Raw genomic sequence first — 18,584 nt, 5'->3', positions numbered from 1 at the left:
CAGGGTGAAACAGTACAAACCACGCGGTGGATGGTCGCGGGAACAGCAACTGAGGGGAAACAAGGTGCATAAACCAGTGCTTACGGCAGCTGTTATCGGGGCAAGCATTCTGCTCGCGGGCTGCACACCAGCCCCGCCACCCGCGCCTACCGCCAGCAGTTCCCCTGCTCCCAGTACTTCGGCGCCGGCCGCCTCGGCCCCGGCATCCCCTACGCCATCCACCGGAGCCTCAAGCACTGCGGCAGCCACCATCAGCGGCACGCCGCAGACGGTGGCAACGGGCCTGGCCGCTCCCTGGTCCGTGGTGTTCCGCAACGGGACGCCCCTGGTCAGCGAACGGAACAGCGGGCGCATCCTCGAACTTGCCCCGGATGGCTCGGCACGTCCCATCGGAACCGTAGAGGGGGTGGATGCCAGGGGAGAATCAGGGCTTCTGGGCCTTGCCGTTGGAAGCGGGGGAGACCTCTACGTGTATTCGACGGCGGCTGGCGGCAACCGCGTCCAGCGCTTCCCTGTCACCGGACAGCCAGGCTCACTGTCGCTGGGGCAGCCGGACACACTCCTGGAGGGCATTCCGGCTGCGAGCATCCACGACGGCGGCCGGATCGCCTTTGGCCCCGACGGCATGCTGTACGTGACCGCCGGCGACGCGAGCCAGCGTGACAGCGCCCAGGACCGGAACTCCCTTGCCGGCAAAATCCTCCGGATGACTCCTGACGGACAGGCCCCGGCCGACAACCCCTTCCCGGGCTCCCTCGTTTACAGCTACGGGCACCGGAACCCGCAGGGCATGGCGTGGGCAGCGGACGGGACGATGTTCGCTACTGAGTTCGGGCAAAACACCTGGGACGAGTTAAACATCATCACGCCGGGCGCAAATTACGGTTGGCCGATTGTTGAAGGAATCGCGGACAGGGAACGCTTCGTGAACCCGGTGCAGCAATGGCAGCCGACGTCCGCCAGTCCCAGCGGCATGACCTACTCCGGCGGAACCCTGTTCATCGCCAACCTGCGGGGACAAGTTCTGCGGTTGGTGCCCGTCTCTGACCCCACGACCTTCACGGACCACTACAGCCGCGAGTACGGCCGGATCCGCGACGTAACAGTGTCCCCGGACGGGGCGCTGTGGTTTGTCACCAACAACACCGACGGCCGGGGCGACCCCGGCCCTGAGGACGACCGGATCCTCGAAGTAGCGCTGGCCCGGGGATAACTTCGCGGCCGGCTAGACCCGGGCGCCGGCCAGGGCCAGCTCCACGATGTTTTCGGTGACGGCCCAGGAGGCGAGGAGCTTGAGGGCCTCTTCAGAGGGGCTGTCGGGGGTTGCCGGGTAGACCGTGAGTGAGTGCCCGGGATCCTCTTCGAGCCCCAGGACCTGGTAGTTCAGTTCCAGCAGCCCCACCACGGGGTGCTGGAAAAACTTTGTACCGGCGTAGTGGCGGCGGACGTTGTGCGCGGCCCAGCGGGTACGGAAATCATCGCTGCGCATGGAGAGCTCTCCAATGAGTTCGGCGATGCCCTTGTCGTGGGGGCTGCGTCCGGCCTCGCGGCGCAGGATGGCCACGTTGGTGTTCGCCGCCCGCTCCCAGTCCGTGTAGAAGTTGTGGGCACGTGGGTCCAGGAAGATGAACCGGGAATGGTTCGCCGGGCGGGCTGTGCTGCGGTACATATCGGAGTACAAGGCATAGCCCAGCGTGTTGGCAGCGACAATGTCCATCCGGTTGTTCCCGATGAAGGCAGGCGCCCCGGTGATGGTGTCCAGGAGGAACTGAAGCTCGGGCCGCACCCCTGCAGGGACAGGTGCCGTAGCCCGCTTTCGGCCTGACGTGTTGGCGGTGCGCGCGAGGTCGTAGAGGTGGTCATGCTCAGCCCGGTCCAGCTCCAAGGCCCGGGCAATGGCGTCCAGGACACTGTCCGAGACACCTGTCAGGTTTCCGCGCTCCAGCCGGGTGTAGTAGTCCACGCTGACGCCGGCCAGCCGGGCCACTTCCTCACGCCGCAGCCCCGGCACCCGGCGCCGGCCGCCGTACGGTTCCAGCCCTGCCTGTTCGGGGGTGATGCGTCCGCGGCGGGTTGAGAGGAACTGACGTACCTCGGCTCGGTTATCCATACAGACACGTTACGACGGATCCGAAAGGCGCTGGGAGGCTCTGCCAGAACCAGTTTCAGCAGGGCCCTCGCTAGGTCTGACGGCTGCAGGTTTGATGGAAGTATTCCCTTTCAGGCAACCGGATGGAGTACCAACGCATGCGCGGAACCGTCAGTATCGGGACCACCGCGGTGGGGCTGCCCTCACAGGGCGCCGTTCCGGCCACACTGGTTGCGACTGTCATCTTCCTCACGGCCGTGGCACCGCTGGCCACCGACATGTACGTCCCGGCCTTCCCGCGGGTTTCGGAGGAGTTCGGCACCACCGCCTCCGCGGTGCAGCTGACCCTGACCACGTTCTTCGCCGGAATGGGGCTCGGGCAGTTGGTGGGCGGCCCGTTCAGCGACCAGCGCGGCCGGCGGATGCCGCTGGTGGCCGGCACCCTTTTGATGACCTCCGCGTCCATCGCCTGTGCCCTGTCGCCGGATGTCTGGGTCCTGATGCTGGCCCGGTTCCTGCAAGGCTTCGGCGGCGGCTGGGCCATGGTGATCGGCCGCTCCGTCATTGTGGACATGGCCCACGGCCCCCAGTTGGTCCGCGTACTCAACCTGGTGATGGGAATCGGCGGGGTTGCCCCGATCATCAGCCCCCTCCTCGGGGCAGCCATCCTGCAACTGACCGGCTGGCGGATGACGTTCTGGTCGCTGGCCGCCCTCGGCATATTGATGACCCTCTGCGCGCTGTTCGTCGTCCCGGAATCCATGCCGCCGGAAAAGCGGCGCGCAGGCGGGCTGGGCGAATTCGGCCGCGCGGCGAAGACTGTCCTCTCAAACCGCCGCTTCGTCGGCTACGTGGTGGTGGCGTCGTCGGCCTTTATTGCCCTGTTCGCCTACGTGGCGACGTCGGCATTCATCCTGCAGAACATGAACGGGCTCTCGCCCGTGGCATACGCGATCGTCTTTGCGGCGAACGCGGGCGGCATGACCATCGCCGCCCTCGTGTCCGCGCGCCTGGCTGGGCGCGTGCCCACCCGCCGCGTCATCTTCGTGGGGCAGATCATTGCCCTCGCCGCCGGGGTGGCCATGCTTGCCGGGGCCTTGTGGTGGGCCACGCCGTTGCTGGTGGCGGTGGGCAGCTTCTTTGCGCTCATGGTGGCCCAGGGCCTGATCAACACCAACGGAGGCGCCCTCGCCTCGGCGGAGGTGCCCGAACACCCCGGGACCAGTTCGGCGGTCCTGGGCCTCGTGCAATGGACCACCGCCGGCGTCGTCGCACCCATTGCGGGGCTGGGCGGCTCGGATACGGCGGTCCCCATGGCGCTGCTCATGATCGGCGGAGCGCTGCTGTCCCTGTTCGGACTGTTGGTCCTGGCCCGCCCGCATGCAAACCGCGCGGGCCGATGACCAGAACATCCTCGCCAAATAGAACCACACCCTGCGAATGCAGCATAAGTGCTGCTCTTTGGGTAAGTAGCCGTAGGAAAGGAACCGTTATGAACATTGAACCCGCCCGGCGCCCGCACCGCCTGGCACTCGCACGCGCGCTGCCAATACCTGCAGGTTACGTCGGGCGTGGCCCGTTTCGGCACGCGTGACGGCAACATCATCGAAGTCCACCCCAGCCAGACCCTCTACACGCCTCCCGGGGAGGAACACTGGCATGCCTCGGCCGACGGAACCTTCATGGAGCACATCGCCATCCTTGAGAACGATGACGACCCGGCCATGACCACCACCTGGGCTGAGCACATCACCGACGACGAGTACGAAGGCCGCCAAGGGTAGGACTGCCAGAACCAGTTACAACAGGGCCACCGCTACGGGCCCCTGATGCCGGGCTGGCCATCTTCCACCCCGGTAGCATTTAAGAGATCCCCAAAAACCACAGGAGAACCATGACTACCGTCAAGGCCTATGCATCCCCGTCCGCTACAGAGGACCTTATTGCAACCACCATCGAGCGCCGCGAAGTCGGCCCGCACGATGTCCTGATCGAGATCAAGTTCGCCGGCATCTGCCACTCGGACATCCACACGGTGCGCGGCGACTGGGGCCCGCAGCAGTACCCGCTGGTGCCCGGGCACGAGATCGCCGGCATCGTCACCGAGGTGGGCTCCGCCGTCACCAAGCACGCCGTTGGCGACCGCGTCGGCGTCGGCTGCATGGTCAATTCCTGCAAGGGGTGTGCCAACTGCCTGAAGGGCGAGGAGCAGTACTGCCTCAAGGGCAACGTTGGAACGTACGGCGCTGTTGACCGCGACGGCACCATCACCCAGGGCGGCTACTCCAGCCACGTCGTCGTGACAGAAGACTTCGTAGTGCGCATCCCGGAAGGCATCGACCTGGACGTCGCCGCGCCGCTGCTGTGCGCCGGCATCACCACCTACTCCCCGCTGCGCCACTGGGGTGCTGGACCCGGCAAGAAGGTGGCCGTCGTCGGCCTTGGCGGGCTCGGCCACATGGCCGTCAAACTCGCCCACGCCATGGGCGCAGAGGTGACCGCCCTGTCCCAGTCCCTGAAGAAGCAGGAAGACGGGCTGCGCCTCGGCGCCGACGCCTACTACGCCACCAGCGACGAGAACACCTTCAAGGACCTCGCCGGTAGCTTTGACCTGATCATCAACACTGTCAGCGCATCGATCGACATCAGCTCCTACCTGCAGTTGCTGGCCCTCGACGGCGCACTGGTGAACGTCGGCGCACCCGCCGAGCCGCTCCCGGTCAACGCCTTCGCACTGATCGGCGGCCGCCGCTCCTTTGCCGGTTCCATGATCGGCGGCATCCGCGAAACGCAGGAAATGCTGGACTTCTGCGCCGAGCACCACCTCGGTGCCGAGATCGAGGTCATCCCGGCCGAGAAGATTAACGACGCGTACGAGCGGGTTCTCGCCTCGGACGTCCGCTACCGCTTCGTAATCGATACCGCCACCCTCTAATAACAAAACGCGTTCGACGGCGGCCGGCTCCCCAGGGGGCGGGCCGCCGCCGTGCTTAACGGCCCAAAGCTTTTCTGTTATGCGGCACAACGGTTCGGCGCCAATCAGCGGCCACCCGTCCCGAAACCTGCCGGCGGTTCCACAATTGGAGGACAAGTTTTCTGACCTCCGGGAGGGTGAAATGCGTAGGTCCGGCGGGCTGCTACCCGCGATGACTCTGGTTGCTGTTGTACTTGCGGGGTGCGGTTCGCAGGCGGGCCCGCCGACGGCGACAAGCACCTCGCCCGGCGCCTCCGCGTCACCGGGTGCGACGGCGACCCTGACTGCGCCGACTGCGTCGCCGGCAGATTCTTCCCCGCCGGCCACAGCCCCGGCCACGAGTGCCCCTGCCACCACCAACGCCAGCGGCTCCTGGGTGACGTTTACGACGGCGGACGGGCAACTCGCGTTTGACCTGCCCGCTGCCTGGAGCGTGACAGACCCTGCAGGGGAACTGCCAGAAGGCGGCGGGGCGTTCGCCGAAGTCACGAATAGGGCCGGAAAGCCGATGGCTGCTCTCCGCACCAACATGGCCATTGGTTCAACCTGCCTCGAGAAGTACCCGTATGCAGAGCTGGAAACCCAGGAGCTGCCCGCGCTGGCCCAGAACGGGACATCGCCCCGCTTTGTTTTCGAGACCCGTGGCGACGACAGCGCTCCCGGGCCGGCCGATACCCCGGCGGCGGCCTACGGCATCACGTCCGTTCCCGCGCCTACCGGTGATTCGGCGTGCCCAATGGTCCACTTCTTCACCTGGCCACCCACCTCCGCGATGTTCGGTGCGTTCTACAACCCGGAAAACAACGTGACCCCTGGTGCCGAGGACCTGCCGTACCTGGAACAGGCCCGCCGGTACATGAACACGCCGGAGTACCAAAACATCAGGCGGATGATCACGTCGCTCCGGCCGGCGGGGTAAGGATTGACCGAAGCACTTTAGCGGTGCTCTGGCCGCCGGCCCGACATCCTTTCGACGTCCTCGTCGATGCTGGTGGACTGTTCGACGTCCTCCATGTACAGCCGGCCGGCCGTGATTTTTCCGTCCCTGACCTCAAAGAGGGTCACTCCGCGGACCTGGAAGTCCTGTCCGTCAGCGCGGGTTCCAGTCCAGGACCACTCGCTCCACGTCGTGTCGCCGTCATCGGCTGAGCGGATCAGTTCGGCATGGAAATCCGGAATGCCTCCCAGCATCGCCTGCCAATTGGCGTGCATCTGCGCACGGCCCACAAAGGCCCTGCCGGGGTGGGCAGGTTGCTCGCTGCGGTAGTTCTCATGAATAAGCGCCGCCGCGGCTTCGACGTCGTGGGCGTTCAGGGCGGCCAGCAGCTTGTCTATAACCTCACTCATTGTGCCCTCCCGGGCTACGCGCCGTCGTCTTCTTCTTCAAGCTCGGCCAGCACGTCGGCGGCATCAAAGTTGCCTGACGCTGCCATGCGGCGAAGCTCCTCAAGATCGTCCTTTTCCGCCGCCGTTTCAACGAGCTGGGCGGCCGCGTCCCGGCTGCCGGCATCAGCCAGCCGCCGGAGTTCGTCGAGATCCCCGCGCTCGGCGGCGACCTCAATCAGTTCATCCACGGCGTCGGAATCGCCGCGGGCCGCCCGCTGCCGCAGGGCCTCAAGTTCGGGATCTGGTGTCTGCACGCTCCAACTATGTGCTCCTGCCGCCCGCGCGTCCAGAGCCGGTTGCCCCTGATCCAGGACGTTGGGTCAGTAGAGGAAGATGTCGATCCACTCGCGGTTGTGGGCGTGGATGAGGACCAGGAACAGCACGAAGTCGAACAGCAGGTGGACGCTGACAATGTAGGACAGCGACTTGGTAATCGTGAAGAGCCGGGCCTGGAGCAGGGCAAAGGGGAAGATGAAAAACGGTGCCCAGGAGTGGAATCCCAGCTCCCACAGGAATGACGTGAACAGCACGGCCTGGAGCAGGTTTGCCTGCCAGTCGGGAAGGTGCCGGCGCAGGAGCGTGAAGGCCGTGCAGATAAAGAACAGCTCGTCCCAGATCCCCAGCACGTTGGTTCCCAGGAAGAGCCGGGCGATGCCCTCGGTGTCGCTGACCGCAGGCCAGTTGTTGTAGACGCCGGTCCGGATCATGTAGACGGGCATCAGGGCGTACCCAATCAGCAGGACCGCGGGCAGGTACCACTTCTCGGCACGCGTCCAGGGCTGGCCCGTCCGGATGGGGAACCGGATGGCGTGATCCTTGGTCAGGAACCGCGAAACAGCGTAAGGGATGCCGACGGCGAGGATCATGGCCGTGCCCATCACGGCCATGTGTTCAGTACTGATATCAGTGGTGATGGGGACCAGACTCATGGCGGTCAGCCCCACACCAATCAACGCCAGGTCAGTAACAAGGCGGCGGTTGAGCATTGCGGCCAGTATCAGGGCGGCGGCCAGGAGGAGGAAACCGGAGACCCGGTCCTCCCGTGCGAACAGCAGGAAGCCCGACGCCGACACCAGCGCCGCCGGGATGACGTTCAGCGGCGTGCGGGGCAGGTGAGCGGGCGCAGATTCACGCAGTTGTGCTTGCGCCGATTGCTGCTTCACAGCGTCGCCAGGAGTCCGGCTGCGTCGTCGAGCGCGCCGGGAACCAGCGAGAAGTAGGCCCAGGTGCCGCGTTTTTCCCGGTGCAGCAGTCCTGCCTCCACCAAAATTTTAAGGTGGTGCGACACCGTGGGCTGGCCGAGGTCCAGCGGCTCTGTGAGGTCGCAGACGCAGGCCTCTCCCGATTCCCCTGCCTTTACGATGGACAGCAGGCGGAGCCGGTTCGGATCAGCCAGCGCCTTGAAAACCAACGCCCTCTGCCGGGCTTCCTTTGCGCTGAGTGCCGGCTTCGCGGCCGGAGTGCAGCAGGAGGCGTCCACCTCGGGCCCAAGAGTTTGCAGAGCGGTCATGCAACCCATTATGCAGCTAATTGACAGCCGTCGATATGGTTGGTCCTACCCAGCACCCAACCGGTACCCGCTCAGCAGGCGGATGCCCAGTAGCCTTTTCCCATACGCCTGAAGCAAAGGAATCTGCCGTGACCCCTGACGCGAACACCCCCGCAACCGAGCAGCTGATCATTATCGGCTCCGGCCCGGCCGGTTACACCGCCGCCATTTACGCGGCCCGCGCGGGCCTCGAACCGCTGGTGCTGGCCGGATCGGTGACCGCGGGTGGTGCGCTGATGAACACCACTGAAGTGGAGAACTTTCCGGGCTTCCCCGGCGGTGTTCAGGGCCCGGAGCTGATGGACGGGCTGCAGGAGCAGGCCGAGAAGTTTGGCGCCAAGGTAGTGTTCGACGACGTCACTGAGGTTTGGCTGAGGGGCCACCTTAAGCGGGTGGTTACCGGCGGCGGCGAAACTTACGAGGCCCCGGCCGTCATTCTGGCCACCGGTTCTGCTTACAAGGAGCTCGGCCTGCCGGAGGAGAAGAAGTTCAGCGGCCATGGGGTTTCCTGGTGTGCCACCTGTGACGGGTTCTTCTTCCGCGAGCAGGACATCATCGTGGTGGGCGGCGGGGATTCGGCGATGGAGGAGGCGATGTTCCTGACGCGGTTCGGGAAGTCCGTCACCGTCGTTGTCCGCAAGGGTGAATTGCGGGCTTCCCGCATCATGGCGCAGCGGGCCAAGGACAACCCCAAGATCAGCTTCGCCTGGAACTCGGCCGTCACTAAGATCCATGGCGACGGGAAAGTCAGCGGCGTGACGCTCACGGACACCCGCACGGGCGAAACCCGGGAGCACGCTGCCACGGGGATCTTTGTGGCGATCGGGCATGTTCCGCGCACCGAACTGCTGACCAGGCAGGTGGACCTGGACGAGGACGGCTACATCAAGGTGGACTCACCCACCACCGTCACCAACATCTCAGGCGTTTTCGCCTGCGGCGACGCCGTGGACCACCGCTACCGCCAGGCCATCACCGCCGCCGGCACCGGCTGCGCCGCCGCCCTCGACGCCGAACGCTACCTCGCCGCCTTAGAGGATGCGGACAGCATCGCCACCGCCCTGGTCGAGGAGCCCACCCACAGCTGACCCTGCCGGAAAGCACTGAAAGAAGCGGGCGAAGGGGGGAAAGCCCACCATCGCCCGCTTCTGTTAAAGCCGTGGACTTAGGCGGAGGCCAAAGCCAGGTCCTCCCGGACGCTCAGGGTAAAGGTGTTGGGCCCGCTGCAGGTGACGGCGATGCGGCACTTGGTGGTGTTGTGGCGTGCAGAGAGGTCGCTCACTGCGGTTTCCAGCGTGTGGTGGAGGACGGACCTGTCCCAGATCTTAAGGGTCACGGAATCATTGGTATCGAACGTCATTATTCAACTTCCATTTCATGCGGTTGGCATCCCGGAGTCTTCTTTGCCCGGAACGTGTCCTCGTCGATGAGGACGGACTGCAGGTGGGAAAGCGCATTCCCTGTACTTCAATGGTGCAGGCTGCCGGGGAGGATTGGCAACCGCAGCAGGGCTGATGTGACCAAACACACGGGCCGCTCAAGTGTTGGCTCAGAAGTGGCCCGTCCTGCTTTTCCATAGTGCCCAGAGCGCGGGAGGTACCTCAACCAATACGCGGAATGTTGCAGGTGAGCCTCATCACGTGGCCAGGTCACTCCTGACTCTGCTGAGCCGGGTAATCTGCAGGGCCAGCCGCAGCGACCCTGCGGCCTGTTCAGCGAATGCCTCCACGGTTGAGACGTCGTCCGGAGAGAATCCGTTGCTCCTGCCGGAGTACAGGTTCAGGACCCCTTCTGCCTCATCACCGAGGTCCAGCGGAACGGCAAGGATGGAGGATACGCCCTTCTCGGCGGCAGCCTTGACGTAGGCGGGCCAGCGGTGCTCGCAGGTGAGGTCAGGAACCAGGAGTGGCGCTCCGGACCTGAGTGCCGTCAGGCAGGGGCCGTCCCCAAAACCGTTCTGCAACTCGTCCAAGGCACGCGCAGCCGCGTCGCTGCCGGCCAGGGCTTCGGCCTTTTCACGCTGGATAATGGTTATGCCCGTATGGATCCGGTTACCCGGTGAGGACACCCTGGCGGAGGCAATGGCTGCCAGTCCGGCCATCAGGCCAGAGATGTCCGTACCGTCCGGGAACGGATCCTGCGGCTGCGTTTCCTGATGGTCGGACCTGCTGTCCTGGGCCATGCGGCCTCGATCCCTCTGGGTGCGCCATGGGCCACTGCCCCGGCCAACGGCCGCCGCTCTCTTCGCGGGCAGACCGGAGTATTCGACCTCCGGGTTACCCCGTCCCCCCGAAATCTCCTACTACCGAGACTACGCCCGTGCAGGGCCCATTGATATGCCAGGTCCGTCCGTGAATCGACCCAGAGGAACCGAGGTAGGCTTAGGCAATCGTTTGGAAGTGAGCGTCTTAGAACCGCACGGGAAAACTGAAGCGGTAGAAGCCCAACTTCAGGAACGTGCAATGGACGTCTTACCCAATACTGCTGCCGATCCATCCAGCCCTGCTGACGCTGTCTCTCATGCCGCGGCCTTCCAGGACGGTATCGTTTCCCGTCTGCAGGACCTTGTCCTGCAGACCGCTGACGCCCAGGACTTCTTCAAGGAAATCGCCGTTTTCTCGGCTTCCCTCCTGGCCCCGCCCGGCGGTGAGGTCATCTGCAACGTCACCGTGGCCCGCCGAAAGAAGCCGCTGACTATTGCCTCCAGCACACCCCGCGCGCGGGAGATGGATAAGCTGCAGTACGCTTTCGCGGATGGGCCCTGCGTTTCGGCCATGAAAACAGGCAGCACCATCTACGTGGATAACGTCACGAGCGAGCGCCGTTGGCCGGAATATGCGCGGGCGGTCGCAGCCCACGGCGTCGGCTCACTTCTGTGTGTTCCGCTGGAACTGGAGGGGGAATCCTCCGCTGCCCTTAACATCTATTCTTCGGCCGCGTTCGGTTTCTCCCGGGAGGACATGGCGCGGGCTGAACTGTTCGGCGAACAGTCCGCCAAAACCCTAAGGCTTGAGCTGCGCCTGACCCAGTTGAGGGAGGCCAAGGAGGACTTGGAGGCAGCAATGAAGTTTAGGACGGCGATCGATATTGCCGTCGGAGTCATCATGGCGCAGAACCGCTGCAGCCAGGCCGCGGCCATGGGAATCCTGCGGAAGGCGTCCAACAGCCGCAACATCAAGCTGCGGGAGGTTGCGGCCGGCGTGATCCACTCCATTTCGCCCGACCCGGAGTTGCGCACCCACTTCGACGAATAGCTCCGCTCTGGACAGCAGCGCGGTGAGTGCGTACATTCAAAGTGTCCGGCGTCACACCGTGGCGACGTTCCCTCCGGGTCTTGTGCAGGGCCGTCAGGAGAAACCGCTGTAGCAAGACGGCGAATAGATGCACACCAGCGAAAGAGAGCCGACCATGGCTGCCTCGCACTTCACAAAATTCCTTGACGAAGCCACAGTTCACGAATTTGACACGGACTGCCCCATGTCCGCTGACTGCCTGTACGGGCTGTACGTCAGTTGGTGCCTCCTGTACGGCATGGAAGCGGAGCTCGATGTCACTTTCCGCGCCGCCATGCACCGGGCAGGCATCGACGTCCACGATCGCAGGCTGCGTATGGTTGGGCCGGCGGCAGCTGACTACATCCTGTCCAGCTACCCTGCTGCCGCGTAGCATGTCAATCCATTTCGAAGGCCCCGGCAGCCGCATGGATGGCGAGTGGACAGGGGGGCGTCCGCTCCTGTGCACCAAATGCGGTGCCGACCGCAATCTTGCCCTGCACTCCATTGCCGCTCTGGCTCCCCCTTCCGATGGTTTCGTGGAAGTGAGCTATTCCTGCAGGACATGCAGCCTCCATTACCTCCATCGTGCAGACGTGACTGCTGTCGCAGCAGTGCTGAATGGTGTCCGAAGCTCCGAGGATGTCCTCGCCTTTGGCGGGCAGTATGTCCACTGCGGCCGGCCTATGCAAAAGACCGGCTCCGAACTCCGTCGGCTCACCGCACCTGCTTTTACCGACCAGGCTATGGAAAACGCCCTGGACGTCTACCTCACTACGCAGGTACTGCACTGTCCATGCGGCTTTCAAATGGAGGTACCGGAGTAGCGTCCGCTTTACTCCCGCCAAGTGTCCACAGAAGCAGGGGCGACCAGGCATGGGCGTCCCGCTGGTTCATATAAATCAACTGCGTCCCCCCTTTCCTAGGTGGGACATAGGATAGGCGCATGTCGAATTCACCAGAGAGCGAACCCGTCGAGCAGCTTCAGAGCATTCTCGTGGGCACGGAAAATGCCGCTGAGTTCCTCTCCGGGCTCTCCAAACTGGCTGCCGCTGCGGTTTCGGAGGCGGCAGGCGACGAGGTCGAATGCGCAGTCACCATCAAGATCAGGCGAAAGCCCTCAACGGCCGCGGGCAGCAGCACCCGGGCCGTCGAGCTGGATCACCTGGAGCAGGCAGTGGGTGACGGCCCCTGTATCAAGGCGCTGCGGGACATGTCTCCGGTGGTTATCGACGACGTCGCCTCGGATCTGCGGTGGCCCGAGCTGTCGCGGAAGTTCATGGAGGCCGGCGTCCACAGCTCCTTGGGTGTGCCCCTCGAAATCGGCAATGGAGCCAGTGCCGCACTGAACTTCTTTGCGTCAAAGCCCAACGTCTTCACCCCTAACGTTTATGACAAGGCTGTTGGTTTTGCTGCGGCCGCGCACAGCACGCTGCAACTGTCGGTCCGCATCAACTCGGCACAGGACCGGGCTGAGGACCTGGAGGCGGCAATGGAAAGCCGCACCGCCATCAACCTCGCCTGCGGAGTCATCATGGCGCAGAACAGGTGCTCGCAGGCAGAAGCGATGGAGATCCTCACCAAGGTTTCCAGCAACCGCAACCGCAAACTGCGCGACATCGCAACCGAACTGATCGAACAGCTTTCGGGCACCAGCATCCAGACCCACTTCGACTCGTAACCCAAGCCCCGCGCCAGCCAGACCGTACTCGTTCAGTTGACGGCGGGGCGGACAGAAACACTGCAGCCTGTCCCGGACCTGCGGATATCCCAGCAGTTGCCGCTGCCGATCACGTCGAAGTCCCCGCCGCCGTCGCGCAGGACTAATGCGGTGTCCTCATCTACGGCGACGGCCCTGTCCGCGAGTCCCGCCGACACGGCACCCACGGCCCTGCTCAGGGTGCCGGCCTGGGCGGCGTGGACGTCCACTGCGAACGGAACCAGCCCCAATCCCGCCCGGACCTCTACTTCGTCCAGGTCCTCTGAACACTCTTCAGCGCACACCTCGACGCCCCCAATCCGGTAACCGCCCACTATGCCGGCCCCGGGAGCAATCATGGCGCCGGCGGAAAACCCAAGGTAGGGGACGCCCTCGGCCACCCTTGCCGCGATGGCACTCCCGCAACCCTGCAGCCCTGTGAGGTACGCCGGGGTCAGCCCGCCGCCCACCACCACAGCGTCCACACGGTCGAAAACCGCGGGATCCGCAGGGCCGCCGGCACGCAGCAGGACCGGGACCACCTCGCAGGAGGTCAGGGACCGAAGTGGCGCGGCGTAATCCTGCAGCACGCTTTCGGGGTAGCCGCCGCGGTGGTGCACCACTACCGCGATTCGGAGGAGCCGCCCCTCGACGCCCGGCCTCGGGATGTCCTGGACGAAGCGCTTGAAGACGTCAGGAAAGGAGTCATAGTCGGGTCCGGCGCCGGCCAGGAAAATGCCCATGGGCTACAAGATACCCTGCCGGAAGGTTCCTCCCGGTGAGGACAAAAGCCGGAAGCAGGAAGCATTGACACCTGCGCCGGCCGCGACTATCGTACAACCAAATGGTTGTAGATCAGATCCGCGAAACTGAACTTGACCGCCTCTTCCAGGCGTTCGCCGATTCCACCCGCCGCGACATCGTCCGGCGAGTGACCGTGGGCGAATATACGGTTTCCGGCCTCGCGGGCCTTTACGCCATGAGCTTCGCCGCCGTCCAGAAGCATGTGGCGGTGTTGGAACGCGCCTCCCTGGTCACCAAGGAAAAGCGCGGAAGGGAGCAGATCGTGCGGGGTAATCATGAAGGGCTGCAGAAAGCCCGCCGGCTGCTCGATGAGTACGAGGCGATCTGGCGGCAGCGCGTAGGCCGCATCGCTGACATTTTGGCTGAAGGATAAGGAAGGGTTCTGCAATGTCGGTTATCAGTTCCACCAAGAATCTCGAGGCGCTCAGCTTCACCCTCGTGGCCGAATTCGACGCCGGTGTCGAACGTGTCTGGCAGCTTTGGGAGGACCCGCGCCAGCTGGAACGCTGGTGGGGTCCGCCCACCTGGCCCGCCACTTTTGAGCAGTTTGAATTCCAGTCCGGTGGTAAGGCCGGCTACTACATGACCGGTCCCGAGGGCGAAAAGGCCGGCGGCTGGTGGCGCTTCACCGCCATCCAGGCACCCAACAAGCTGGAGTTCGACGACGGTTTCGCCGACGAAAACGGGGCGCCCGTCGACGACCTGGGCATCACGCACGCAACGGTCTCGTTGGAGGAGACCGGCGGCCGTACCAGGATGACCATTGTTTCCACCTTCGAGTCCGAAGAGCAGATGGAACAGATGGTCCAGATGGGCATGGAGGAAGGCATGAAGGAAGCCGTTGGCCAGATTGACGCCATCCTCTCCGAACACGCCAACGCCTGAGCGGCTAACCCGCCCAGCAACATAAGGAAGGCGGACGACGACGGGACCTCCGCCGTCGTCCGCTTCGTTGTGTGCGCGGCACCAGCGAACCAGCGGGCAGGGCGGGCGCGGCGCTTTGTGGTGCCGGTTCAGGGCAGCTGCGGCGGGGCCCCCGCGGCGATCACAAGCAGTGAGCTGGTGGCTGTGGCCAGCAAGTCGCCGGCCGGGCCGAGGATGCGTCCCTCGGCAAAGATGACGCGCTGCCCTTGCTTGACCACCAAACCCGCCGCCCGGAGGACGCCGTGGTCAGCCGTGATGGGCCGCAGGTAGCTGACCGAAAGGTCAATGGAGGTGTAGCCGAACCCCGCGGCCAGGGTGCTGTGGGCGGCGCACCCCGCCACGGTATCCAGCAGCGTGCATGCCAGGCCGCCGTGCACCATGCCCAGCGGATTGTAGTGGGCTTCAGTAGGCCGGCATTCGAACTCGACCTGCCCGGCGTCCACCGCCACAAGGGTCAGATTCATCAGGGCTGCCATGGGCGGACGTGGAATCGTCCCGTCCCGCATGCCGGAGAGGAACTCCAGGCCGGACATGCGCGGCAGGTGTTCCAGCCCGACGCGCGGATCCGTCCAGCTGAAGGTCTCTGTCCGTACTGCTGATTCGCTGGCATCCATGGAATGCTCCTCTCTGATCGGTCCGAGTGACCAGCGTAAACCTCCAGGGTTGGAATGCACGGCTGGCGTTGAACCGGACGAAAAGCTTCTGAATACTGGAAGGAAGGACCGAAGGGTAAGGCGGTGGCAGCAATGGGCAGCGGTGAGGACTTCCGGAAGCGGCTGGAGCGTGCGGCCGAAGTCCGGTCCTACCGGGGAGCCGGCATCAGCGCCGAGGAGGAAGCCGCGCTGGACGCCCTCGACGCAAAGGAGCGGGAGAAGCGCCGGAAGGTGGGCGATGCCGCCCGGGCCGAGTACCTGGTCCGGGATGCGATGGCGCACGGGAAGTTCGACAACCTCAAGTACGCGGGCAAACCGATTCCGGGGTTAGGGGAATCGTACGACCCCGACTGGTGGGTCAAAGGCCTCATCCAGCGCGAAAACATCAGCGGCCTGGGTCCGGCGGCCATCCTGCTCCGCACCGAGGACGCCGAGCTGGACGCCAAGCTCGATGCGCAATACACGGAGCAGCAGGTCCGCGACATCCTGGAGGACTTCAACCGCCGGGTTGTCGATGCACGGCGCCAGCTCCAGGGCGGCCCGCCGGTTATCACCAGGACCCGGGACGTGGAGGAGGAAGTGGGGTGGTGGCGCGAACGCCGGGTTGCCTCACAGGTTCCACAGCCCGCGCCCGTGCCGCAAATGCCTCGCTCGTGGTGGCGACGGCTGTGGAAGGGGACCGGCTAGTGGAGTGTTTTCGCCTCGAATAGCTCGCAGGTGGAGTTGTAGTACCTGTCGGTCTGTCCGCGGTGGGTCATGCCGATGCGCAGGCAGACCTTTGGGAGGCCGTGTTTGCCGGGGTGGTGACTGCCGCTACCTTGTCCAACCCGCTGTCCAGTGCGTAAGCGAGGGCTGTGACGGCAGCCTCTGTTGCGTAGCCATTTCCCCATTACCTGTGCGGCTAACGGCCCGGAGTGGGGCCGGACATTGATCGCGGAGGTTTCGGGAACGGCGCCGCCTTATAGAGCGGAGCCACCTTCAGCATGTATTTGGCCCACTGCGGCCCGGCGATCATATAGCCGTCAAGGCGCGGGTAAAACGTCCCGTTGATGGTGACCTTCTGCCCGGAGCGTTTCTGGCCTTCCAGCGCATCCCCGAAGAAGGAAGCGGTGGACAGCCCGGTGGTGTAGCCAGCTACCCAGGTGGCTCCGTTGTTGTTTGAAGTGCCGGTCTTTGCTGCCACGGGAACCTTGTCGTGGACCTTGGGCTTGATCCACACACCGGAGCCCCTCTTCATGACGTCCTGCAGCACGGAGTTCACGCCACGGGCCACGTTGGGCTTCACGGCGTCCCTGCACTCGCTGGTTTGAGCCGGAAGCTTGGCGCCGGCTGCGTTAGTAACCTTCAGCAGGGCGATGGGTGCGCAGTACTTTCCGTCATTGGCGAAGGTGGCGAAGGCGTTCGCCATGTGGAGCGGTGCCACATTGGTGGCGCCCAGAAGGTTGCCCAGCTGGTGCATGTTGATGGGGGAACCGTCGTGGCCGTTGTGCAAGCCCACGGCGTCCACCATCTTCTGGATGCCGCAGAAGTCCAGCTGCGTAGCGGATGCGAAGGTGGCTGTGTTGATGGAGTTGTAGAGGCCGTAGTTGATGGGCATTTTCCGGTAGAAGCCCGGCTCGGCATTTTGGAGGTCATCTGCCGCGCCCAGTTCAGGGTTGTTCTGGGCAGTGCTGTAGGCGCCCAACACCTTTCCGCAGCTTGACCGCCACGGGAACCCCAGCGGGTAGACCCGCTTTGACGCGTCCACCTCCGCGTTGAGCCGCTTGCCCTCATTCAGCCACTCGGCGAACGTAAAGGGCTTCATGGTGGATCCGGTCTGGAACCCGCCGGCACCGTTAAGGTCATTGCCCTGCGGATCCTTGGCGTCCACGTTGAAGTTAAGTTGGGTGTCGAACTTGCCCGGCTCGGGCAGGAACACGGTGTTCTGTGCCATCGCAAGGATTTTGCCGGTTCCGGGCTGGACGGTCACCAAGGCTGCCCCCCAGCGGTCAGGGTTACGGCCCGCGGTCCCGTTCACCTGTGACTGGGCTGCAGTCTGCAACCTGCTGTCCAATGTTGTGGTGATGGTGAGGCCACCCCGGTAAAGCTTCCTCTCCCGTTCCTTCTGCGTGGGCCCGTACGCGGGGTTGTTCAGGATGAGGTGCGAAATGTAATCGCAGAAATACGGCGCCATGGTGGCGTTGGCACAACCTTGCCGCTGCGGGCTGATTTTCACTGCGATGGGGCTGGCAACGGCCTCGTCATGTTCAATCTGGGTGATCTTTCCCTGCCGCAGCATCTCGCCAAGCACCTGGTCACGGCGGACAACGGATTTTTCCGGGTTGAGGGCGGGGTTATAGAACGTGGGGCTGTTCACCAGGCCAGCCAGCAGTGCAGCTTGGGGAAGGTTCAGGTCTTTCGCGCGGGTGTTGAAGAAGTAGCGGGCTGCAGCTTCCACGCCGTAGGCGTCGCTGTTGAAGAACACGATGTTCAGGTAGCCCTCAAGGATCTGTTCCTTGGTGAACTTCTTCTCCAGGGCAACAGCCAGTTTCATCTCCCGCAGCTTGTCCCCAAAGTCTTTCTGGCCGCTGAGGACCACCTCGTCCGGTCGTTCCTGGGACAGCTTTGCCTCATTGAGCACGTTGGTGACGTACTGCTGCGTAATGGTGGACGCCCCCTGCTGGTCGCCCTTTGTCAGGTTGGTTACCACGGCACGGAGGATGCCCTGCGGATCAAGGCCGGCATGTTCATAGAACCGGCTGTCCTCAATGGCGATGACGGCGTCCTTGATGTACGGGGACATCTGGTCCAGCGGGATCCTGACGCGGTTCTCGGCGTAGAACGTTGCGATCGCCTTGCCATCGGAGGTGAGGACCCTAGTGGATTGCGACGGCGGCTGGACGGTCAGTTCCTCGGGCAGGTTTTCGAAAAAGTTGATGGACGTGCTGACACCGTAGCCTGCCGCAGCAACAGACGGCACAACCAGGCTGGCCGCCAGCACGCCGCACATGACGCTCGCTGCAAGGAATCCCAGGAATCGCCCCCACGGAGAACTATTACCGCGCCTGCGCTTCTTTTTCTTCGCCATGATCCAGTCCTCGAGCTCGAAGAGTGCCACAAGATTACGTCTCCTGGGCAGGGCAATCCAGAGAGCGGAAGGTCATGATTTGATGAATTCTATTATTGACTCGGCGATAGCTATCGATATATCGTTAACTATCGCCGAGTATAACGGTGAACATCCAAAATGAAAGG

General features: G+C 64.1%; 23 protein-coding genes and 1 pseudogene. 13 read left to right on the top strand and 11 right to left on the bottom strand.

The features are described 5' to 3' along the window. Positions 1-76: 76 nt before the first annotated feature. Positions 77-1,213 carry a PQQ-dependent sugar dehydrogenase gene (locus AC50X7_RS06955; RefSeq protein WP_494978322.1) on the top strand — a complete coding sequence of 379 codons (1,137 nt, stop codon included), beginning with the start codon at positions 77-79 and terminating at the stop codon, positions 1,211-1,213. Between the two features lie 12 nt (positions 1,214-1,225). Here AC50X7_RS06955 and AC50X7_RS06950 read toward each other — a convergent pair whose 3' ends face one another. After that, a complete protein-coding gene (locus AC50X7_RS06950) occupies positions 1,226-2,110 on the bottom strand; it encodes a helix-turn-helix transcriptional regulator (protein WP_494978321.1) in 885 nt (294 codons plus the stop codon). Positions 2,111-2,232: 122 nt separating this feature from the next. On the opposite strand from AC50X7_RS06950, the gene AC50X7_RS06945 reads away from it, so the two are divergent. The 4 genes and pseudogenes from AC50X7_RS06945 (at position 2,233) to AC50X7_RS06930 (ending at position 5,982) form a co-directional block, all read left to right on the top strand. Continuing rightward, positions 2,233-3,492: a multidrug effflux MFS transporter gene (locus AC50X7_RS06945; RefSeq protein ID WP_494978320.1), complete on the top strand. Its 1,260-nt coding sequence runs from the start codon at positions 2,233-2,235 to the stop codon at positions 3,490-3,492. Between the two features lie 105 nt (positions 3,493-3,597). After that, a pseudogene (locus AC50X7_RS06940) lies at positions 3,598-3,873 on the top strand (cupin domain-containing protein); the annotation flags it as partial. 110 nt (positions 3,874-3,983) lie between these two features. Further along, positions 3,984-5,024 carry an NAD(P)-dependent alcohol dehydrogenase gene (locus tag AC50X7_RS06935; protein ID WP_494978319.1) on the top strand — a complete coding sequence of 347 codons (1,041 nt, stop codon included), beginning with the start codon at positions 3,984-3,986 and terminating at the stop codon, positions 5,022-5,024. A gap of 181 nt (positions 5,025-5,205) precedes the next feature. After that, positions 5,206-5,982: a hypothetical protein gene (locus AC50X7_RS06930; protein ID WP_494978318.1), complete on the top strand. Its 777-nt coding sequence runs from the start codon at positions 5,206-5,208 to the stop codon at positions 5,980-5,982. Positions 5,983-5,999: 17 nt separating this feature from the next. Here the strand turns inward: AC50X7_RS06930 and AC50X7_RS06925 are convergent, their stop codons facing one another. From AC50X7_RS06925 to AC50X7_RS06910, 4 genes are all read right to left on the bottom strand, one after another. Next, positions 6,000-6,410: a nuclear transport factor 2 family protein gene (locus AC50X7_RS06925; protein WP_494978317.1), complete on the bottom strand. Its 411-nt coding sequence runs from the start codon at positions 6,408-6,410 to the stop codon at positions 6,000-6,002. 14 nt (positions 6,411-6,424) lie between these two features. Further along, entirely contained in the window at positions 6,425-6,703 is a 279-nt protein-coding gene (locus tag AC50X7_RS06920) for a hypothetical protein (RefSeq protein ID WP_494978316.1), read from the bottom strand. Positions 6,704-6,769: 66 nt separating this feature from the next. After that, positions 6,770-7,612 carry a CPBP family glutamic-type intramembrane protease gene (locus AC50X7_RS06915; RefSeq protein WP_494978315.1) on the bottom strand — a complete coding sequence of 281 codons (843 nt, stop codon included), beginning with the start codon at positions 7,610-7,612 and terminating at the stop codon, positions 6,770-6,772. Beyond that, the gene (locus tag AC50X7_RS06910; RefSeq protein ID WP_307093864.1) at positions 7,609-7,959 is read right to left on the bottom strand and encodes an ArsR/SmtB family transcription factor; all 351 of its coding nucleotides are present in this window, start codon (positions 7,957-7,959) and stop codon (positions 7,609-7,611) included. Before AC50X7_RS06910 ends, AC50X7_RS06915 begins: the two co-directional genes overlap by 4 nt. A gap of 128 nt (positions 7,960-8,087) precedes the next feature. Here AC50X7_RS06910 and trxB point away from each other — a divergent pair, with 128 nt between their 5' ends. Then, entirely contained in the window at positions 8,088-9,086 is a 999-nt protein-coding gene (gene trxB, locus AC50X7_RS06905; RefSeq protein WP_494978314.1) for a thioredoxin-disulfide reductase, read from the top strand. Positions 9,087-9,163: 77 nt separating this feature from the next. Here trxB and AC50X7_RS06900 read toward each other — a convergent pair whose 3' ends face one another. After that, entirely contained in the window at positions 9,164-9,358 is a 195-nt protein-coding gene (locus AC50X7_RS06900; RefSeq protein ID WP_494978313.1) for a hypothetical protein, read from the bottom strand. 276 nt (positions 9,359-9,634) lie between these two features. Beyond that, positions 9,635-10,180 carry a GAF domain-containing protein gene (locus AC50X7_RS06895; protein ID WP_494978312.1) on the bottom strand — a complete coding sequence of 182 codons (546 nt, stop codon included), beginning with the start codon at positions 10,178-10,180 and terminating at the stop codon, positions 9,635-9,637. A 280-nt stretch (positions 10,181-10,460) separates the two neighbouring features. Between AC50X7_RS06895 and AC50X7_RS06890 the strand changes: the two genes are divergently transcribed. The 4 genes from AC50X7_RS06890 to AC50X7_RS06875 all read left to right on the top strand — a co-directional run bounded on the left by AC50X7_RS06890 (position 10,461) and on the right by AC50X7_RS06875 (position 12,951). Beyond that, entirely contained in the window at positions 10,461-11,252 is a 792-nt protein-coding gene (locus AC50X7_RS06890) for a GAF and ANTAR domain-containing protein (protein ID WP_494978311.1), read from the top strand. 154 nt (positions 11,253-11,406) lie between these two features. Further along, positions 11,407-11,664 (top strand): hypothetical protein, encoded by a 258-nt coding sequence (locus AC50X7_RS06885; RefSeq protein WP_494978310.1) that lies wholly within the window; start codon positions 11,407-11,409, stop codon positions 11,662-11,664. A 202-nt stretch (positions 11,665-11,866) separates the two neighbouring features. After that, complete coding sequence (locus tag AC50X7_RS06880) at positions 11,867-12,097, top strand: hypothetical protein (RefSeq protein ID WP_494978309.1); 231 nt, start codon at positions 11,867-11,869, stop codon at positions 12,095-12,097. Between the two features lie 119 nt (positions 12,098-12,216). Continuing rightward, positions 12,217-12,951, top strand: a complete 735-nt coding sequence (locus AC50X7_RS06875) for a GAF and ANTAR domain-containing protein (protein ID WP_494978308.1) — start codon at positions 12,217-12,219, stop codon at positions 12,949-12,951. Between the two features lie 32 nt (positions 12,952-12,983). Here the strand turns inward: AC50X7_RS06875 and AC50X7_RS06870 are convergent, their stop codons facing one another. Continuing rightward, the gene (locus tag AC50X7_RS06870) at positions 12,984-13,712 is read right to left on the bottom strand and encodes a Type 1 glutamine amidotransferase-like domain-containing protein (RefSeq protein WP_494978307.1); all 729 of its coding nucleotides are present in this window, start codon (positions 13,710-13,712) and stop codon (positions 12,984-12,986) included. 101 nt (positions 13,713-13,813) lie between these two features. On the opposite strand from AC50X7_RS06870, the gene AC50X7_RS06865 reads away from it, so the two are divergent. Then, on the top strand, positions 13,814-14,146 hold the full coding sequence (locus AC50X7_RS06865; RefSeq protein WP_494978306.1) for an ArsR/SmtB family transcription factor: 333 nt from the start codon (positions 13,814-13,816) through the stop codon (positions 14,144-14,146). 14 nt (positions 14,147-14,160) lie between these two features. After that, a complete protein-coding gene (locus AC50X7_RS06860; protein WP_494978305.1) occupies positions 14,161-14,658 on the top strand; it encodes an SRPBCC family protein in 498 nt (165 codons plus the stop codon). 128 nt (positions 14,659-14,786) lie between these two features. Here the strand turns inward: AC50X7_RS06860 and AC50X7_RS06855 are convergent, their stop codons facing one another. Next, the gene (locus AC50X7_RS06855) at positions 14,787-15,311 is read right to left on the bottom strand and encodes a PaaI family thioesterase (protein WP_494978304.1); all 525 of its coding nucleotides are present in this window, start codon (positions 15,309-15,311) and stop codon (positions 14,787-14,789) included. A 132-nt stretch (positions 15,312-15,443) separates the two neighbouring features. On the opposite strand from AC50X7_RS06855, the gene AC50X7_RS06850 reads away from it, so the two are divergent. Next, complete coding sequence (locus AC50X7_RS06850; protein WP_494978596.1) at positions 15,444-16,037, top strand: DnaJ family domain-containing protein; 594 nt, start codon at positions 15,444-15,446, stop codon at positions 16,035-16,037. A gap of 67 nt (positions 16,038-16,104) precedes the next feature. Here the strand turns inward: AC50X7_RS06850 and AC50X7_RS06845 are convergent, their stop codons facing one another. Together AC50X7_RS06845 and AC50X7_RS06840 are read right to left on the bottom strand one after the other, a co-directional pair. Next, a complete protein-coding gene (locus tag AC50X7_RS06845; protein ID WP_494978595.1) occupies positions 16,105-16,188 on the bottom strand; it encodes a hypothetical protein in 84 nt (27 codons plus the stop codon). Between the two features lie 63 nt (positions 16,189-16,251). Continuing rightward, positions 16,252-18,417, bottom strand: a complete 2,166-nt coding sequence (locus tag AC50X7_RS06840) for a transglycosylase domain-containing protein (RefSeq protein WP_494978594.1) — start codon at positions 18,415-18,417, stop codon at positions 16,252-16,254. Between the last annotated feature and the right edge of the window lie 167 nt (positions 18,418-18,584).

The organism is Pseudarthrobacter sp. Hb11 (assembly GCF_059383655.1).
The sequence above is the reverse complement of the archived record's forward strand: the minus strand, read 5'-3'. Positions and strand labels throughout refer to the sequence as shown.

Bases quoted from the DNA above. Each gene is read 5' to 3' on its own strand.
- AC50X7_RS06950 (WP_494978321.1), bottom strand. From the start codon at position 2,110: ATGGATAACCGAGCCGAGGTACGTCAGTTCCTCTCAACCCGCCGCGGA.
- AC50X7_RS06945 (WP_494978320.1), top strand. From the start codon at position 2,233: ATGGAGTACCAACGCATGCGCGGAACCGTCAGTATCGGGACCACCGCG.
- AC50X7_RS06935 (WP_494978319.1), top strand. From the start codon at position 3,984: ATGACTACCGTCAAGGCCTATGCATCCCCGTCCGCTACAGAGGACCTT.
- AC50X7_RS06930 (WP_494978318.1), top strand. From the start codon at position 5,206: ATGCGTAGGTCCGGCGGGCTGCTACCCGCGATGACTCTGGTTGCTGTT.
- AC50X7_RS06925 (WP_494978317.1), bottom strand. From the start codon at position 6,410: ATGAGTGAGGTTATAGACAAGCTGCTGGCCGCCCTGAACGCCCACGAC.
- AC50X7_RS06910 (WP_307093864.1), bottom strand. From the start codon at position 7,959: ATGACCGCTCTGCAAACTCTTGGGCCCGAGGTGGACGCCTCCTGCTGC.
- AC50X7_RS06900 (WP_494978313.1), bottom strand. From the start codon at position 9,358: ATGACGTTCGATACCAATGATTCCGTGACCCTTAAGATCTGGGACAGG.
- AC50X7_RS06895 (WP_494978312.1), bottom strand. From the start codon at position 10,180: ATGGCCCAGGACAGCAGGTCCGACCATCAGGAAACGCAGCCGCAGGAT.
- AC50X7_RS06890 (WP_494978311.1), top strand. From the start codon at position 10,461: ATGGACGTCTTACCCAATACTGCTGCCGATCCATCCAGCCCTGCTGAC.
- AC50X7_RS06885 (WP_494978310.1), top strand. From the start codon at position 11,407: ATGGCTGCCTCGCACTTCACAAAATTCCTTGACGAAGCCACAGTTCAC.
- AC50X7_RS06875 (WP_494978308.1), top strand. From the start codon at position 12,217: ATGTCGAATTCACCAGAGAGCGAACCCGTCGAGCAGCTTCAGAGCATT.
- AC50X7_RS06870 (WP_494978307.1), bottom strand. From the start codon at position 13,712: ATGGGCATTTTCCTGGCCGGCGCCGGACCCGACTATGACTCCTTTCCT.
- AC50X7_RS06865 (WP_494978306.1), top strand. From the start codon at position 13,814: ATGGTTGTAGATCAGATCCGCGAAACTGAACTTGACCGCCTCTTCCAG.
- AC50X7_RS06860 (WP_494978305.1), top strand. From the start codon at position 14,161: ATGTCGGTTATCAGTTCCACCAAGAATCTCGAGGCGCTCAGCTTCACC.
- AC50X7_RS06855 (WP_494978304.1), bottom strand. From the start codon at position 15,311: ATGGATGCCAGCGAATCAGCAGTACGGACAGAGACCTTCAGCTGGACG.
- AC50X7_RS06850 (WP_494978596.1), top strand. From the start codon at position 15,444: ATGGGCAGCGGTGAGGACTTCCGGAAGCGGCTGGAGCGTGCGGCCGAA.
- AC50X7_RS06840 (WP_494978594.1), bottom strand. From the start codon at position 18,417: ATGGCGAAGAAAAAGAAGCGCAGGCGCGGTAATAGTTCTCCGTGGGGG.